The organism is Alkalilacustris brevis (assembly GCF_003350345.1).
GTDB classification, from domain to species: Bacteria; Pseudomonadota; Alphaproteobacteria; order Rhodobacterales; family Rhodobacteraceae; genus Alkalilacustris; species Alkalilacustris brevis.
Map to the genome: position 1 here is coordinate 15,374 of NZ_QNVJ01000014.1, position 15,995 is coordinate 31,368.

General features: G+C 65.6%; 14 protein-coding genes. 9 read left to right on the forward strand and 5 right to left on the reverse strand.

What is annotated here, in order from left to right:
* The 4 genes from DQ229_RS01910 (at position 1) to DQ229_RS01925 (ending at position 5,121) form a co-directional block, all read left to right on the forward strand.
* Positions 1 to 504 carry a hypothetical protein gene (locus DQ229_RS01910; RefSeq protein ID WP_155326420.1) on the forward strand — a complete coding sequence of 168 codons (504 nt, stop codon included), beginning with the start codon at positions 1 to 3 and terminating at the stop codon, positions 502 to 504.
* A gap of 117 nt (positions 505 to 621) precedes the next feature.
* A complete protein-coding gene (locus DQ229_RS01915) occupies positions 622 to 1,683 on the forward strand; it encodes a trypsin-like peptidase domain-containing protein (protein WP_114964591.1) in 1,062 nt (353 codons plus the stop codon).
* A 66-nt stretch (positions 1,684 to 1,749) separates the two neighbouring features.
* On the forward strand, positions 1,750 to 2,808 hold the full coding sequence (locus DQ229_RS01920; RefSeq protein WP_162300722.1) for a S1 family peptidase: 1,059 nt from the start codon (positions 1,750 to 1,752) through the stop codon (positions 2,806 to 2,808).
* Between the two features lie 39 nt (positions 2,809 to 2,847).
* Positions 2,848 to 5,121, forward strand: a complete 2,274-nt coding sequence (locus tag DQ229_RS01925) for a caspase family protein (protein WP_162300723.1) — start codon at positions 2,848 to 2,850, stop codon at positions 5,119 to 5,121.
* Between the two features lie 43 nt (positions 5,122 to 5,164).
* Here the strand turns inward: DQ229_RS01925 and DQ229_RS01930 are convergent, their stop codons facing one another.
* Positions 5,165 to 6,106 carry a zinc-ribbon domain-containing protein gene (locus tag DQ229_RS01930; protein ID WP_162300724.1) on the reverse strand — a complete coding sequence of 314 codons (942 nt, stop codon included), beginning with the start codon at positions 6,104 to 6,106 and terminating at the stop codon, positions 5,165 to 5,167.
* A gap of 232 nt (positions 6,107 to 6,338) precedes the next feature.
* On the opposite strand from DQ229_RS01930, the gene DQ229_RS01935 reads away from it, so the two are divergent.
* The 4 genes from DQ229_RS01935 to DQ229_RS01950 are packed head-to-tail and all read left to right on the forward strand — an operon-like array spanning position 6,339 to position 9,260.
* Positions 6,339 to 7,016 (forward strand): cell division ATP-binding protein FtsE, encoded by a 678-nt coding sequence (locus tag DQ229_RS01935; protein ID WP_114964595.1) that lies wholly within the window; start codon positions 6,339 to 6,341, stop codon positions 7,014 to 7,016.
* Positions 7,013 to 7,903, forward strand: coding sequence for a cell division protein FtsX (locus DQ229_RS01940; RefSeq protein WP_114964596.1), 891 nt, complete (start codon positions 7,013 to 7,015; stop codon positions 7,901 to 7,903). The genes DQ229_RS01935 and DQ229_RS01940 overlap by 4 nt, the downstream gene beginning before the upstream one ends.
* Positions 7,903 to 8,658 carry a lysophospholipid acyltransferase family protein gene (locus DQ229_RS01945; RefSeq protein ID WP_114964597.1) on the forward strand — a complete coding sequence of 252 codons (756 nt, stop codon included), beginning with the start codon at positions 7,903 to 7,905 and terminating at the stop codon, positions 8,656 to 8,658. Before DQ229_RS01940 ends, DQ229_RS01945 begins: the two co-directional genes overlap by 1 nt.
* Complete coding sequence (locus tag DQ229_RS01950) at positions 8,655 to 9,260, forward strand: pyridoxamine 5'-phosphate oxidase family protein (protein ID WP_114964598.1); 606 nt, start codon at positions 8,655 to 8,657, stop codon at positions 9,258 to 9,260. The genes DQ229_RS01945 and DQ229_RS01950 overlap by 4 nt, the downstream gene beginning before the upstream one ends.
* Before the next feature lie 5 nt (positions 9,261 to 9,265).
* Here the strand turns inward: DQ229_RS01950 and DQ229_RS01955 are convergent, their stop codons facing one another.
* The 4 genes from DQ229_RS01955 to DQ229_RS01970 all read right to left on the reverse strand — a co-directional run bounded on the left by DQ229_RS01955 (position 9,266) and on the right by DQ229_RS01970 (position 13,065).
* Positions 9,266 to 10,225 (reverse strand): acetyl-CoA carboxylase carboxyltransferase subunit alpha, encoded by a 960-nt coding sequence (locus DQ229_RS01955; protein WP_114964599.1) that lies wholly within the window; start codon positions 10,223 to 10,225, stop codon positions 9,266 to 9,268.
* Between the two features lie 193 nt (positions 10,226 to 10,418).
* Positions 10,419 to 10,838: a (deoxy)nucleoside triphosphate pyrophosphohydrolase gene (locus DQ229_RS01960; RefSeq protein WP_114964600.1), complete on the reverse strand. Its 420-nt coding sequence runs from the start codon at positions 10,836 to 10,838 to the stop codon at positions 10,419 to 10,421.
* Between the two features lies 1 nt (position 10,839).
* Positions 10,840 to 12,201, reverse strand: coding sequence for a bifunctional glutamate N-acetyltransferase/amino-acid acetyltransferase ArgJ (gene argJ / locus DQ229_RS01965; RefSeq protein ID WP_114964601.1), 1,362 nt, complete (start codon positions 12,199 to 12,201; stop codon positions 10,840 to 10,842).
* Positions 12,202 to 12,219: 18 nt separating this feature from the next.
* Positions 12,220 to 13,065 carry a peptidylprolyl isomerase gene (locus DQ229_RS01970; protein WP_114964602.1) on the reverse strand — a complete coding sequence of 282 codons (846 nt, stop codon included), beginning with the start codon at positions 13,063 to 13,065 and terminating at the stop codon, positions 12,220 to 12,222.
* Positions 13,066 to 13,275: 210 nt separating this feature from the next.
* On the opposite strand from DQ229_RS01970, the gene secA reads away from it, so the two are divergent.
* Entirely contained in the window at positions 13,276 to 15,966 is a 2,691-nt protein-coding gene (gene secA / locus DQ229_RS01975; protein ID WP_114964603.1) for a preprotein translocase subunit SecA, read from the forward strand.
* Positions 15,967 to 15,995 lie beyond the last annotated feature (29 nt).

Consider the following 15,995-nt stretch of genomic DNA (forward strand, 5'->3'; position numbering starts at 1 on the left):
ATGCCTTTCGACCAAAGCATTGCAGGAACGTCTGAAATGAAATGTCTGCCCGGCCGCGCCCACTCAGCCGTTTACTGCATTTCCGGCATTCTGGCGGTATTCGCTGCGACCGGGGTGGAGGCAAAGGATATCACCGCAAGCAATGACCCGCTGACGGTGTTGCCGCAAGGGCAGCCCGCGAACGCCGCGGCACATGACGATGCGCCCGCACCCGTTGGTCACGGCCCAGCCTACGCGCTGGAGGATCTGCGCCAGGTATTCGGCAACGTTTCCTTCAGTAGCGGCCCGCAACAGGGAAAGGCGGTTGCCCGGCCCGCCACCAGCCCGCTGGCTTCTGACGAAATTTTCACGGTCATGCTGCGCGCCCGGTTCAGTATCCAGGGGGCTCGCCCACCGGTTTCTGTTGACCGCCCGCAGCAGTTTCATGGTGCACTTGTACAGTTCCGCCAAGCCGACAGGGCCGGGCGGCATTTGACTTATGGTGATCTTGTCACCCGGCGCTGACACCAACCTGGTGCAAGCCAATGTCGGCATGTCCGACCTTCTGGCAGGACGGCTCCGCCGCCCCGGCAGACTCCAGAAACATTGACGTCGCTATCAGACACCAACAAGGAATGACGCATGAGACGCTCCAAATTGATGGCATGGGCTGTCGGGTTGCCGCTGGCCGTGTTTTCTTCGGCCGCTTTCGCCCAAACTCCGGGCGAGGCCAGCAGCGGAACGGGCGAAAGCCCGCGCGGCATCAGCACGGGCACCCCACCCACGGATTTCACGCCACGGGCTGTCCCGGTCATCGAGGACCCTTCCGTGCTGGACCAGATCGGCCGTGAAATCCTAGATGAGGAAGCCACGCGCGAACGCTTTGGCGCAACGGCCCTGTCACGCGATGGCACCGTCACCACCATCGAGGCCAGCGACGAGATGGTGCGCGCGATCCTCGGCGCAGGGGCCCCAGGCGCACCCCAACCGCAGGATGACGCACGCTCGCGCTTTGTCGGGCCGCAGGATCTGCGTCAGCAGGTGCGCGACCCCGGCAGCTACCCGGTCACCGCGGTGGGGCTGCTGTATTCGACCTTTGCGGATGGCGGCAGCAGTTGTTCGGCCACACTGATCGGCCCGTCGACCGTGATCACCGCAGCCCATTGCATCTACGATCACGCCGAGGGCTGGCCCAGCAACATCGAATATGTTCCGGCGATGATGGATGAGGCCACCCACCCCTACGGCGTCTGGGAATTCGACACCGCCTATGTGCTGAACAGCTACATCACCCGCTATCGCGGTGTTTACGGCGAAGTCGTGCCTTATGATCTGGCGGTGGTCACCCTGCTGACGCCGGTCGGCGATGAACTCGGCTGGCTCGGTTTTGGCCCGTCCGAGGAGATCCAGGGCTTTGATGCGACGATCCTTTCCTATCCCGGCGACAAGCCCTTCGGCACGATGTGGCACAGCAATTGCGACGTGTCGCTCGCGCCGGAATATGCCGACGACCTGATCTTCGTGCATTTCTGCCAGACCTATGCGGGATCGAGCGGCGGTTCGCTTTTCGCCCACTACCCCTCGCAGGATGAGCACCGCATCTACGGCATCAACGTGGCCGAGGTGCAGGGTGATGATGGCTACAACATCGCTGTGCGGATGAACCTTCCTTATTTCCAGTGGGTTGTCGAACGCTGGAAATAACCTGAGCAGCGGCCGGCCTTCGGACCGGCCGCTATGTATCCGCCATCCGGCAGGGGGAGCCCAGACATGTCACGACTTTCCATCTGTGTCGGCGCGCTGGCGCTGTGCATTGCACCGGCGGCTGGACAGGCGGGCGCGATAAAGCTGCCCGACCGTGCGGGCGCAAGCGACACCGGACATACGCGTCCCGAACACGCCCCCATGCGCCGTGTTCCGGAACTGCGCAGCGCCCGCGCTCAAACCGAAACCGAAGAGGCGCCCCGCGTCTTTGGCGGTGACGAGGCCGCGCTGGGCGCCTGGCCTTTTCAGGTGGCGCTGGCCTTCGCCGAATGGCTCGATGATGATCCGCTGTCGCAATACCATGCGCAGTTTTGCGGCGGCAGCCTGATCGCGCCTGATTGGGTGCTGACGGCGGCGCATTGCGTCGATGATTACGGGCGCGTCCTCGACCCCGAAGAGATCACGCTGCTATCTGGCTCCAACAGCCTGAGCGACGCCCGGCGCACAGCCGTGGCCGAAGTGATCGCGCACCCGGATTACAACCCGCAGACCCTGGATCATGACATCGCACTTCTGCGCCTGGAGGCCCCGATAGATGCCCGCCCGGTGGTCCTGGCGCAGGACACACCGGATTCGGGCCATGTGATCGTCACCGGCTGGGGCCTGACTGAGCGCGGCGATTTCCCCGACTGGCTCATGCAGGCCGAGGTGGCATTGCAGCCCTCGACCGCATGCAATGCCGGGATCAAGGAAATCTATGCCGGAGACCTGTCCGGCATGCTCAAGGATTTCGCCCCCCGCATGGGGTTTTCGGAACGCGCGATCAATGCCGCAGTCTCGGTCGTCGCCGAAAGCTTCACCGACCCGCTCACCGAAAACATGCTCTGCGCTGGCATGGCCGAGGGGATGCGCGATGCCTGTTATGGCGACAGCGGGGGGCCGCTTTTCGCATTCGCCGACGGTGAGGTGATTCAACACGGCATCGTAAGCTGGGGCGAGGGGCCGCGCGATAGTTCGGCCGCCTGCGGCCACGCCAATGCCTACGGGGTTTACACCCGTGTCGGGAATTACGGCGAATGGATCGCGCAAACCATGCTGCGCGATTTCGTGGGAACCGCACAGTAGGGCCATGAAAGCCCGCCATGCATGAACAGGGGGAAGAAGATGAACAGCACGATTACCCGCCGGAACCTCATGATGGGCACGGCCAGCATCGCCGTCGGCATGACGCTGGCACCCGGCACGGCCCGGCTCTGGGCCAGCGAAGGCGCGGCGCGCACCTATCACGCACTGATTGTTGCAGTCACCGATTACCCCAACCTGCCACCCAGCAATTCGCTGCCGGGGCCGAACAACGACGCGCGCCTGATGCGGGAGTATCTGCTCACCGGGGCGCCGGTCCCCTTCGCGCCCGAAAACGTCACCCTTCTGGCCGACAACCTCGATGGCGCGGAGGCTCCCCCCTCGCTTTCCGCGATCCGGCAGGCAATGGCCGATCTGGCCGATCGTGCAGGCGAGGGCGATTTCGTCTATCTGCAGTTTTCGGGACACGGGCATCAGCAACCCGCCCGCAACCCCGAACAGGAGATTGACGGGCTGGACGAAGTCTTCATGCCCCGCGACACCGAGATGATGACACGCGAAAACCGCTTCTGGCCGAATGCCTATGTGGACAAGGACATCAAGGAAGACCTTGATCGCATCCGCGCCAGAGGCGCCTTTGTCTGGGCGCTGTTCGATTGCTGCCATTCGGCCACGATGACCCGCAACCTTTCGCTGGCCGACTCGGGCGAGGTTGCCCGCAAGGTCGATCTGGCCAGCATGGACATTCCCGAAGACCTCTGGGAAGGGACGCCGCGCGGCCCGTCAGGCACCCCGCGACAGACAATGTTTTCGTCGGTGGATGCAGGCAACGGCACGACCTCGCCCGATACCGGCGGGATGGTCGCCTTTTTTGCCAGCCAGACCATTGAACCCACTTACGAAATGCCGCTGCCGCAGGGCTCCGACAACCCCACGCAGATGGGGCTGTTCACCTTTTCGGTGCTGGAACAGCTTGGTCGCAACCCGGCGATCACCTATCGGCAGCTCGGCGATTCGGTGCTGCAGCGCTATAACGCGATGGGCCGGCGCTCTCCCACCCCGATGTTCGAGGGCGAGATGGATGCGGCCGTCTTCGCCGCCGGTGACATGCAGTATGTTCCGCAATGGCCGGTGCGCGACGGCGACAACGGCAAGGAGATCGCCGCCGGGCATGTGCATCAGCTTGGAGTGGGCACGCGCATGGCGGTGCTGGCCGGCCCGACCGACCAGCTGGAAGACGCCCTGGGGCTGGTTGAAATCGCCTCGGCCAGTGCGATGCGCAGCACACTTGGCCCGGTGCGCCTGGGGGAAGATGACGCACAGCCCGACCAGCCGTTACTCGACCCGCAGGACATACCCGAACTGGCCTATGTGCGCATGATCGAACAGGTCATCTCGATGGAGCTTGCCGTATCGCTCCCCGCTGAAAGCGGCCCCCACGGGGAGGAACGTGCGCGCATCAGCCGCCTGCTGCAGCACATCGCCGATGACGCGACGGCGCCCTTTCGGCTGCGGCTGGTCAACCCGGGCCAGAGTGCCGATCTGCGGTTTGACGTGATATCACCGGGCGAAGTGCTGCGCATGATGGAAGAGCAGGAGGGGCCGCTCGCCGTCGACGGCGCGATCCGCGAAACCGCGGCCGCCAGCACCGCACCCGAATTGTGGATGCTCGATGCCCAGGCGACCGTATCGCTGCGCCCCGCTTTCCGGCCCCCCTCGCACAGTCTGGCAGGCAGCAGCGACGAGGCCCTGGAAACCTGGCTGCGCGCGTCGCTGATGCGCATCTACCGCGCCACGAACCTGTCGCGCATGGCCGTGAACGACGGCTTCGACGCCTCTGACATCACGGTCGAACTGTATCTCAAGCGGGCAGGCCAGCCCGACATGCCACTACGCAGCGCCGATGTGCCTTTCGCGCGGCCGGGCAACGAGGTGCATCTGCGGGTCGTCAACAACTCGCGCCGCGCCGTCGATGTGCATGCCCTGTTCATCGGGGCCGACTATTCGATCGTGCCCGCAGCGCACCCCGAGCGACTGTTTCCCGGTGATCCGGGGCTTGACCGGGGGCTTTTCGCGATCGCCGACCAGAGCTTCGGGCGCGAAAGGATCGTGGTCGCCCTGTCGGACGAAACCGACGGGATCGGCCCACGGCTCGATCTTTCCTATCTGGCGCAATCCGGTGTGCGTGCGGGCACGAAGACCCGCGCGGCGGGAACCGGGCTGCGCGGGCTGATGCAGGATCTGTCGAACGCCGCCGCGCCAGTCACCCGCAGCGGTATCGCGATGGGCGCCGGCCCGCAGGAAGCGCGCGAGGCGCTGCTGGTCTACGCACTGGACGTGACACCGGAAACCTGAGGCAGGCCGCAATGGCCGGGGTCATCCCTCCGCCCCGGCCAAATTACCCGGTGAACGAGGCGATGATCTCGGTCAGGGCGCGGATTGCGGCATCGGCCCCCTGCGCAATGGCCTGTCTCCAGCCGTCCAGCAGGGCCTCGTAACCGGCCAGCCACGGCTCGGCCGCCGGAAGCATTTCCGCCAGAAGCGGCGCGTAGACATAAAGGGCCAGCAACAGGATCGCCAATGCCAGCGCCAGCATGAACCCGATACGGAAACCCCGGCGGCGCGCTGCGAAGGCTTCCTCGTCCTCGATGTATTCGGGGGCCATCGCAAGGCCATGCTCGGATGCGGGCCTGAGCGAAGAATTGATCTCCTCGATATCCGGCAACTGCTTGCGCCGCGTCGGCGTGGTGGCAGCAGCCTCTGGGGCCCTTTCAGCCGAATCACCCCGTTCGGGCCGCTCCGGCCGGGGCGCGTCGGCGAGGCCCAGATCGGGCTGTGATTCCAGCGCGATGCTTTCAGCCCGACGGGCGCGAGCCTCGCGCTCGGCCTCTTCGCGCAGCACGGCGCGCAGCGCATCGTCCAGCTTGGCGGCGGGCGCCGGCTGGGCACCATCGGAAGGAGGCGCCGGACTGTCCGGCGCTGCTGATTCCTCGGTATCCTTGTCTTCTTCGGCGGGCGTCTCGCCACCGTCGGGGCGCACGTCCGCAACCCCGGATTTCACCGAATCCGCGAAATCAGGCGCGGGGGGCGGTTCTGGTGCGGCTTCGCCGTTTTCCGGCTCCGTCACGGGCGGGACGGACAAATCCTTTTCTTCCGCGGTAGCTTTCGCGGCCAGCGCACCCGGCGGCAACTGGAACCAGCCATGCCCGCAGCCCGAACATTGCACATCGCGCCCGGTTTCGGGGATCGCGCTGTCATCCACTTCGTACTGTGCACTGCAATTCGGGCAGATGAGCCGCATGTTGTCCCCGTTGCCGGCTGCCAGCCGAACGCGCCCCATGTCGCGCCGCATCTGGCCTTCACGTCTTGTAGCAAGACCACGAGCTTTCTCCAAGAGCCGCCGCGCGCCAACGTCATCTGGCGTGACCTGCAAGACACCCCGCGCCCCGCGGGCCACCACCCGGTCAACCCTGGCAATTGAAACCCGCAGCATTCCGGGGCATGACATCAGCGGGGGTGGTCACGATGACGGCGCACGATACGCCCCACCGCCACAGGCAGACAGGAACCCGATGATCGAGCTTGCGAAAGTGGCACACGGCTATGGCGGCGGAGATCTGTTCGCCGAGGTATCGCTGACGCTTTCGCCGGGGGCATTCTTCTTCCTGACGGGCCCTTCCGGGGCAGGCAAGACCACCTTTCTCAAACTGTGCTACGGCGAATTGATGCCCAGCCGGGGCGATGTAAACATCTTCGGCAGCAGCCTGCGTCGCATGAGCCGCGACGACATCGCCCTTGCGCGCCGCCGCATCGGGATCGTGCATCAGGACTGCCAGTTTCTCGATCACCTGCCGGTATCGGAAAACGTGGCTCTGCCGCTAGCCGTTGCCGGGCGCACCCCGCAAGACGTGGGCGCCGATATCGGCGAACTTCTCGCCTGGGTCGGGCTGGCCGAGCAGGCCGCGGCGCTGCCGCCCTCGCTTTCGGGGGGCGAGCGCCAGCGCGCCGCACTGGCCCGCGCCATCATCACCGCGCCCGATGTCATCCTGGCCGACGAACCCACCGGCAACCTCGACTGGGAGATGTCGCTCAGGCTGCTGACCCTGCTGGTGGAACTGAACAGGATGGGCAAGACCGTGCTGATTGCCACCCATGACCTTGCCCTGATCCGCACCGCCAAAGCACAGGTTCCCGCCCGTGTCCTGCGTATCTCGGGCGGCAACGTGCAACTCGCCGGAGCCGACCTGTGACCCTGCTCCTCCGCCTTTCCTCCGACACCGCCGCCGACCGCGTGGTGCCACCCTCGGGCTATACCGCGCGGCTCACCGGCTTCACCGCTGCGGCGATGGCGTTCCTGGCGGTGTTCGCGGTGGCGCTGTCGCTGGCTTCGGGGCGGCTGGCCGATCGCTGGCAAAGCTCGCTCGCGCAGACCGCGACGATCCGCATATCGGCCCCGGCCGAACAGATGACCGCCCAGACCGAGGCCGTGCTTGCCGTGCTGCGCACCACGCCCGGCGTCGCCTCGGCCCGGGTGATGGACGATGCCGAGCAGCGCGCCCTGCTGGAGCCCTGGTTCGGCCCCGACCTGCCGGTCGAGGCCCTGCCGCTGCCCCGGCTGGTCGAGATCACCGAAGACAGCGCCGGATTCGACGCCGCAGGCCTGCGGATGCGTCTGGCCGGCGAAGCGCCCGGCGCGGTGCTCGACGATCACACCCGCTGGCGCGAGCCGCTCGTGGCGGCGGCCGACAGATTGCGAATGCTGGGCCTGACAGCGGTACTGGTGATTGCGGGGGCAACGGCGGCGATGATCACGCTGGCCGCCAATGCCTCGCTGGCCGCCAATGCGCAGGTGATACGGGTGCTCAGGCTTGTGGGTGCGCGCGACACCTATATCGCGCGGGCCTTCGTGCGTCGGTTCACGCGGCGGGCGCTGGCCGGGGCAGCGGCGGGCACGGCGGCGGGGATGCTTGCAATAGCACTGCTGCCCGAGGCCGACGCGGCCGGCGCCTTTCTCACCGGGCTGAGCTTTCGCGGGGCGGGCTGGCTCTGGCCGCTGACGATCCCGCCGCTGGCCGCGATTGTCGCCTTCGCGGCCACTCGCGCGGCAGCTTTCCGCGTGCTGAGGGGGCTTATGTGATGGCCCACGCGCTGCAATGGACGCGCTCGCTTGTGTTCATCGGGCAGATGTATCTGATGATGGCGCTCATAGCGCTGTTCTTCACGCCCTGGGCCATCGCCAGCCAGCGCGGCGCCCTTGCCGGAATCCGCTGCTGGTGCCGCTGGGTCCGCTGGAGCGCGCGCTGGATGGTCGGCCTGCGCTCGGAGGTGCGTGGCGAGGTGCCCGGCGGCGCGGTGCTGGTCGCCGCCAAACATCAGAGCTTTTTCGACATCATCATCCTTTTCAGCGAACTGCCCCGCCCGCGTTTCGTGATGAAGAAGGAACTCAACCGCGTGCCAATCCTCGGCTGGTACGCGCGGCGCGTCGGCTGCGTGGCGGTGGACAGGGGCAAGCGCGGGCGGGCCATTCGTCAAATGCTCGAGGACGCCGCGCAAGACAGCGGGGCACAGAGCAAACAGACACAGGGGCAACTGGTGATCTATCCGCAGGGAACCCGCGTAGCGCCCGGCGCCACCCGCCCCTACAAGATCGGCACCGGGCTGCTTTATCAGGAACTTGGGCAACCCTGCGTGCCGGTTGCCTGCAATGTCGGCGTGTTCTGGCCCAGGCGCGGGATCATGCGCAAACCCGGCCTCGCGGTGGTCGAGTTCCTCCCCGCGATCGAGCCGGGGCTGGAGGTCAAGCCTTTCATGGCCACGCTCGAGGATCGCATCGAGTCCGCCTCTGACAGGCTGATGGCCGAGGCGGGTTTTCACAAGGATGGGCAGACATGAAACGCATCGAAAGCGCCGCCGCGCTGGACGCACTCTATGACACCCCGCGCGAGGCCGCGCGCGCCAAGGTCACACCGCGCCTGACACCGGCCTACCGCGCATGGGTTGAACGCAGCCGTTTCTGCATCCTTTCCACGGCCGGCCCCGAAGGCATCGATTCCAGCCCGCGCGGCGATGACCGGCCGGTGGTGCGCGTGCAGGATGCCGCAACCCTGCTGCTGCCCGACTGGCGCGGCAATGACCGCATCGACTCGCTGCGCAACATCGTCGCGGATGGGCGCGCCTCGCTGATGTTCATGGTGCCGGGGTCGAACAATGTCCTGCGGGCCAACGGGCGCGCCAAGATCACCGCCGACGAGGCGCTGTTGGCCAGCTTTGCCCGGGGCGACCGACAGCCGCGCAGCGTGCTGATCTTCACCATCACCGAGGTCTATTTCCAGTGCGCCCGCGCAATGATGCGCGCAGGTCTCTGGAACGGCCAGGACGACTCCACCGGCCTGCCCAGCGCGGGCGAGATGCTGCGCCAGGCGGCAGAGGGCGATTTCGACGCCGAAGGCTACGACACCGCCTGGGCCGCACGCGCCACGAAAACCATGTGGTGAATGGCTCAGGCCGCCAGCCCGCGCGCGCCAATGTTCAGGAACTTGGCGCGCCGGTCGGTCACGAGTGCCGCGCCGTCCTTGCCGTCAAGCTCCTTCAGCATTGCGGCAATGGCCTTGCCCACGGCTTCGACAGTGGCCTCGCGTCCACGCTGCGCACCGCCCAGCGGCTCAGGAATGATCCGGTCGGCCACGCCCAGCTTGTGCAGATCCTGCGCGGTCAGGCGCAACGCCTCGGCCGCCTCACGCATTTTCTCGGCATCCTTCCACAGGATCGAGGCACAACCTTCCGGGCTGATCACCGAGTAGACAGAATGCTCCAGCATCGCCAGCCGGTTGGCCGTGGCCAGCGCCACCGCACCGCCTGAACCCCCTTCGCCGATCACCACCGAAACCAGCGGCACCGCGACCTCCAGGCATTTCTGGGTCGAACGGGCAATCGCCTCCGACTGGCCCCGCTCCTCGGCCCCCTTGCCGGGATAGGCGCCGGGCGTGTCGATCAGCGTGATCACCGGCAGCCCGAAACGATGTGCCAGATCCATCAACCGGATCGCCTTGCGATAGCCCTCGGGCCGCGCCATGCCGAAATTGCGCTCGATCCGGCTCTTGGTGTCGTGGCCCTTTTCCTGCCCGATCACCACGACAGGACGATCATTGAACCGCGCCAGCCCACCCATGATGGCATGGTCGTCGGCAAAATTGCGATCCCCCGCCAGCGGCGTGAATTCGGTGAAAAGCGTCTCGATATAGTCACGACAATGAGGCCGGTCCGGGTGCCGCGCCACCTGGCATTTCCGCCAGGCCGAGAGGCCCTTGTAAAGATCCCTGAGCAGTGCCTCGGCCTTGCGGTCGAGCGCCTGCGCCTCGCGCTCCACATCCATCTCGGGATTGGCGCGCGCCATCGCCCGCAGTTCCTCGGCCTTGCCCTCGATCTCGGCCAGAGGCTTTTCGAATTCGAGATAGTTCATGCCACGCTCCAGAAACGGCCTCGCCGCTATATGCCGGTGATGGGCCGATCATGCAACTCGGCTCGGGCCACAGAATTCATTATCGCACACCCGCCTCATCTTCTTGGCGAAAATATCCTCGCCGAAGGCATACCGGACAACGGCCAGAGGCGCCCGCGCTCAACCCTGCGGGCTCCCGATCGCAACCCTTCCGTCACAACCAGTCGCGCAAGACTGGGATCAGCGGCAGGTCGGCCTCCGGCATCGGATAGCTGCGCAGATCGGCCGGGCGCACCCATTTGAGTGCCTGCGCCTCGCGCGGCTGCGGCTGGCCCTGCCACTTGCGGCAGGCGAACAGCGGCATCAGCAGGTGGAAATCGGCATAGCCATGGCTGGCAAAGCTGAGCGGCGCGAGGCAGCTTTCCCAGGTGTCGATCCCCAGTTCCTCGTGCAGCTCGCGGATCAGCGCGGTCTCGGGGGTCTCGCCCGGCTCGATCTTGCCGCCGGGAAATTCCCAAAGGCCCGCCATAGCCTTGCCTTCGGGGCGCTGCGCCAGCAGCACGCGGCCATCCACGTCGATCAGCGCCACCGCCGCCACCAGCACCAGCCGCTTTTCCCAGGTCTGGCGCGACATATCAGGACCGGTAGTCGGCATTGATGTCGATGTAACGATGCGTCAGGTCGCAGGTCCAGACGGTCGCACGCCCCTCGCCCAGCCCCAGATCGACGCCGATCACCAGTTCGGCACGCTTCATGTAGGCCGCGGCGTCTTCTTCGCTGTAGCTTTCGCTGCGCTGGCCGGCTTCGGCCACCTTGATGTCGCCGAAACGGATGGCCAGACGGTCGCGGTCAGCCGCCGCGCCGGATTTTCCCACCGCCATCACGACGCGGCCCCAGTTCGGATCTTCGCCGGCGATCGCGGTCTTGACCAGGGGCGAATTGGCGATCGCCATGCCAACGCGGTGGGCGTCGTCGTCGTCCTGCGCGCCGGTCACGGCCACCTCGACGAATTTGGTCGCGCCCTCGCCGTCGCGCACCACTTGATGTGCAAGGTCGAGCATGACTTTCTCAAGCGCCGCCTCGAAGGCCGCAGCAGGTTTGCTTCCGGGCTGGTCGATGGCCGGCGCCGCGCTGCGCCCGGTGGCCGCCAGCATCAGCGAATCCGACGTCGAGGTGTCGCTGTCCACGGTGATGCAGTTGAAGCTGCGCGCATTGAGCCGCCCCAGCATGTCCTGCAGCAGGCCCGGCGCGATGGTCGCATCAGTAAAGATATAGACCAGCATGGTCGCCATGTCGGGCGCGATCATGCCCGAGCCCTTGGCAATGCCGGCGATGCGCACGGCCTGGCCCCCGATGTCGATCTCGGCGCCTGCGCCCTTGGGAAATGTGTCGGTGGTCATGATCGCGCGGGCGGCGGCGGCAATACCCGCAGGCGAAAGCCGCGCGCGCAGCTCATCGAGCTTGGCGGTGATTCGCGCATGCGGCAGCGGCTCGCCGATCACCCCGGTCGAGGCCGAGAAAACCCGTGAGGCCGGCAGGCCCAGCGCCTGCGCCGCCTGCGATGTCACCGCCGCGACAGCCTCAAGCCCCGCAACACCGGTGAAGGCATTGGCGTTGCCGGAATTGACGAGGATCGCGGCGCCGGCCTCAAGATCGGCCTGCGCAGCCAGCTTGGCCTGACAGTCGAGCACCGGCGCCGCGCGGGTGGCCGAGCGGGTGAATACCCCCGCCACGGCGCTGCCCGGCGCAAGGCGCACCAGCATCACGTCGTCGCGCCCCTTGTAGCGCACCGCCGCCGCAGCCGAGGCAAACTCCACCCCGTCAATCAACGGCAGATCGGGAAAGGCGGGCGGCGCCAAGGGAGACACCGGCGGCGCTGCCGCGTCTTCCGGCAGCGCGCCTTGCAGCTTACGCAGCCGCGATTTCAGTTTGCTTACCGTGGCCGCCAGGGCCCTGGCCCTGGATTCCCAGCTATCGGCCTGTTCGCGGCTGGACATACCCGTCTCTCCGTGGGGTCAATCGTCGAGCAGTGTTTGCTCGCGAAGCAGAGCGGGGTCAATCCCCTCGGCGGAGAGGGTGATCTGGGCGGATTCGCGGGCCTCGGCAATGCGATTGCGCACGACTTCCTGCTGCAACTCGCCCACAAGCTGCGCGCGCACCGCTTCAAGCGCGGGCGCCTCTTGCGCGCGGGTTTCGTTCAGCCGGATCAGGTGCCAGCCGAACTGGCTTTGCACGGGGTCTGAAATCTCGCCCGGCTCAAGCGCAACCACTGCGTTCTCGAACGGCTCGACCATCATGCCCAGGCCGAACCAGCCCAGATCGCCGCCATTGGCGCCCGAACCGGGGTCGCGCGAATGTTCGCGCGCCAGGTCGGCGAACTCGGCCCCGTCAAGAAGCTGCACGCGCAGATCCTGTGCCTCGCCCTCGGTCTCGACAAGGATATGCGCGGCATTGAACTCGGTCTGCGGGTCGCCATCGAGATAGCGCTCGGCATAGGCGCCTTCGATGGCTTCTTCAGTCACTTCCGCCTCGACCGCGCGGGTCAGCAGGCTGTTGGCGACAATCTCGCGCGTCATGTTGTCCAGGTCGATCTGCGCACGCCGACCGATGGCGTCGCCGGCCTCTTGCGCCAGCGCGGACTGTTCGACAAGCTGATCGAGAATGCCCTCGAAAAGCACTTCGTCGTCGACGGACTGGAACTGCTCAGGCAGACGGGCCCGCATGGCGATCATGTGCCCCAGAGTGATGCTGTGCCCGTTCACCTCGGCCACGACAGTGTCCGCCACCGGCGTTTCGGCCTGGGCATTGGACGCTGCCAGCGCCACGGCGAGACCCGCCATTGCCATACTCATGCGTTTCATGTGCAGTCCTTTCCTGTATTCGCAGCGCACCGGGCTTTTCACACCGGGGCCGCGACGTTGACACTTTGCAGACAGCCCCTTACATCGCTGCATGGTCTTGCACTCGCGGGGCCAGCCGACATTCTCATGGCCGTTCATATGGAAGCGGGCCGGGGCGGGCAACCCGCTCATACCGCACCATTTCGTCAGGCCCTGCCACGCGGAGATGCAATGCTAGGCTTTGGAGCGATTACCCGTAAGGTCTTCGGCACGCCGAATGATCGCAAGATCAAGGCCGTGCGCCCGATAGTCGAGCAGATCAACGCGTTGGAGGCAGAATGCAAGGCGCGCTCGAACGCCGAGTTGACCGCCAAGACCGACGAACTGAAAAAGCGCTACGCCGAGGGCGAAACGCTTGATGATCTGTTGCCCGAAGCCTTCGCCAATTGCCGCGAAGCGGCCTGGCGCGCGCTGGGGCTGCGCGCCTTTGACGTGCAGTTGATCGGCGGTATCTTCCTGCATCGCGGCAACATCGCCGAAATGAAGACCGGCGAGGGCAAGACCCTGGTCGCCACGTTTCCCGCCTATCTGAACGCGCTGGCGGGCAAGGGCGTTCATATTGTCACGGTCAACGACTATCTGGCCAAGCGTGACGCGGAGTGGATGGGCAAGGTCTATGCGCGGCTGGGCATGACCACTGGCGTGATCTACCCTCAGCAGCCCGAATCCGAGAAGAAGGACGCCTACGGCGCCGACGTCACCTATGCCACCAATAACGAGCTGGGCTTCGACTACCTGCGCGACAACATGAAGGCGGAACTGGACCAGATGATGCAGCGTCCGCATTTCTACGCCATCGTCGACGAGGTCGACTCGATCCTGATCGACGAGGCGCGCACCCCGCTCATCATTTCAGGCCCCAGCGAGGACCGCTCCGACCTCTACACCGCCATCGACAAGCTGGTGCCCGACATCGAGGAAGAGCATTTCAGCCTCGACGAAAAGACCCGCAACGTCACCTATACCGACGAGGGCAACGAGTTCATCGAGCAGAAGCTGCACGAGGCCGGCATCCTGCCCGAGGATCAGTCACTCTATGATCCGGAATCGACCACCATCGTGCACCATGTCACCCAGGCCCTGCGCGCGCACAAGCTGTTCCTCAAGGACCAGCATTACATCGTGCGCGACGGCCAGGTCGTGCTGATCGACGAATTCACCGGGCGCATGATGGCCGGGCGGCGGCTGTCGGACGGGCTGCACCAGGCCATCGAGGCCAAGGAAGGCGTGGCGATCCAGCCCGAGAACGTGACGCTGGCCAGCGTGACCTTCCAGAACTATTTCCGGCTTTACGAAAAGCTTGCCGGCATGACCGGCACCGCCAGCACCGAGGCCGAGGAATTTCGCGAAATCTACGGGCTGGGCGTGGTGGAGATTCCAACCAACATGCCGATTGCCCGGATTGACGATCACGATCAGGTCTATCGCACCGCGCGCGAGAAATTCGACGGCATTCTGGCCGAAATCAAGACAGCGCATGAAAAGGGCCAGCCAGTCCTGGTGGGCACCACCTCGATCGAGAAGTCGGAATTCCTGTCGGAGATGCTCGAGAAGGAAGGCATCCCGCACAACGTGCTCAATGCCCGCCAGCACGAAAAGGAGGCCCAGATCGTGGCCGAAGCCGGACGGCTGGGCGCGGTGACGATCGCCACCAACATGGCCGGTCGCGGCACCGATATCCAGCTTGGCGGCAATGTGGACATGAAGGTGCTTGAAGCCCTTGCCGCCGACCCGGAGGCCAGCCCCGATGAGGTGCGCAAGCAGGTCGAGGCCGAGGTCGCCGAGGAAAAGGCAAAGGTGCTCGAGGCCGGCGGGCTTTTCGTTCTGGCCACCGAACGGCATGAGAGCCGCCGCATCGACAACCAGTTGCGCGGCCGCTCGGGCCGGCAGGGCGACCCGGGGCGTTCGGCCTTCTTCCTGTCGCTCGAGGATGACCTGATGCGGATCTTCGGCTCGGACAGGCTGGACAAGGTGCTTTCGACCTTGGGTATGAAGGAAGGCGAGGCCATCGTTCACCCCTGGGTCAACAAGTCTCTGGAAAAGGCCCAGGCCAAGGTCGAGGCGCGCAATTTCGACATCCGCAAGCAGTTGCTCAAGTTCGACGACGTGATGAATGACCAGCGCCGCGTGATCTTCGGCCAGCGGCTCGAGATCATGCGCGCCGAGGATCTGTCGGAAATCGTGCAGGACATGCGCCACCAGGTCATCGACGACCTCGTTGACGAATACATGCCGCCCAAGTCCTATGCCGAGCAGTGGGAGGCCGAAGCGCTGCACGAGCAACTCAAAGAAAAGCTGGGCATCGACGTGCCGGTCGACGACTGGGCCGAGGAAGACGGTGTCGATCAGGAGGTCGTGCGCGAACGGCTCTATGAGGCCTCGGACAAGTTCATGGCCGACAAGACCGAGGCCTTCGGCGACGGCACCATGCGCACGATCGAAAAGCAGCTTCTGCTGCAGACAATCGACACCAAGTGGCGCGAACATCTGGTCACGCTGGAACACCTGCGTTCGGTCGTGGGCTTCCGCGGCTATGCGCAGCGCGACCCGCTCAACGAATACAAGACCGAAGCCTTCACGCTGTTCGAATCCATGCTCAATGCGCTGCGGGTCGATGTGGCGCAGAAACTTGCGCAGATCCGCCCGCTCAGCAAGGAAGAGCAGGAAGCGATGGTGCGCCAGATCGCGCTGCAGCAGCAATCGATGAAGGTTGCCGCCGAAAACGATGGCATTGCGCCCGAACCGCTGGTCGAGGGTTTCGATGAGACCCGCCCCGAAACCTGGGGCAACCCCGGCCGCAACGACCCCTGCCCTTGCGGATCAGGCAAGAAGTTCAAGCATTGCCACGGCCGGCTGGTCTGACGCGCGCCCGCCCGCTTTGCCGGGCCGGC

What these genes read in the sequence shown, in the direction of transcription:
- DQ229_RS01910 (WP_155326420.1), top strand. Translation starts at nt 1, where the DNA reads ATGCCTTTCGACCAAAGCATTGCAGGAACGTCTGAAATGAAATGTCTG.
- DQ229_RS01915 (WP_114964591.1), top strand. Translation starts at nt 622, where the DNA reads ATGAGACGCTCCAAATTGATGGCATGGGCTGTCGGGTTGCCGCTGGCC.
- DQ229_RS01920 (WP_162300722.1), top strand. Translation starts at nt 1,750, where the DNA reads ATGTCACGACTTTCCATCTGTGTCGGCGCGCTGGCGCTGTGCATTGCA.
- DQ229_RS01925 (WP_162300723.1), top strand. Translation starts at nt 2,848, where the DNA reads ATGAACAGCACGATTACCCGCCGGAACCTCATGATGGGCACGGCCAGC.
- DQ229_RS01930 (WP_162300724.1), bottom strand. Translation starts at nt 6,106, where the DNA reads ATGGGGCGCGTTCGGCTGGCAGCCGGCAACGGGGACAACATGCGGCTC.
- DQ229_RS01935 (WP_114964595.1), top strand. Translation starts at nt 6,339, where the DNA reads ATGATCGAGCTTGCGAAAGTGGCACACGGCTATGGCGGCGGAGATCTG.
- DQ229_RS01945 (WP_114964597.1), top strand. Translation starts at nt 7,903, where the DNA reads ATGGCCCACGCGCTGCAATGGACGCGCTCGCTTGTGTTCATCGGGCAG.
- DQ229_RS01950 (WP_114964598.1), top strand. Translation starts at nt 8,655, where the DNA reads ATGAAACGCATCGAAAGCGCCGCCGCGCTGGACGCACTCTATGACACC.
- DQ229_RS01955 (WP_114964599.1), bottom strand. Translation starts at nt 10,225, where the DNA reads ATGAACTATCTCGAATTCGAAAAGCCTCTGGCCGAGATCGAGGGCAAG.
- DQ229_RS01960 (WP_114964600.1), bottom strand. Translation starts at nt 10,838, where the DNA reads ATGTCGCGCCAGACCTGGGAAAAGCGGCTGGTGCTGGTGGCGGCGGTG.
- argJ (WP_114964601.1), bottom strand. Translation starts at nt 12,201, where the DNA reads ATGTCCAGCCGCGAACAGGCCGATAGCTGGGAATCCAGGGCCAGGGCC.
- DQ229_RS01970 (WP_114964602.1), bottom strand. Translation starts at nt 13,065, where the DNA reads ATGAAACGCATGAGTATGGCAATGGCGGGTCTCGCCGTGGCGCTGGCA.
- secA (WP_114964603.1), top strand. Translation starts at nt 13,276, where the DNA reads ATGCTAGGCTTTGGAGCGATTACCCGTAAGGTCTTCGGCACGCCGAAT.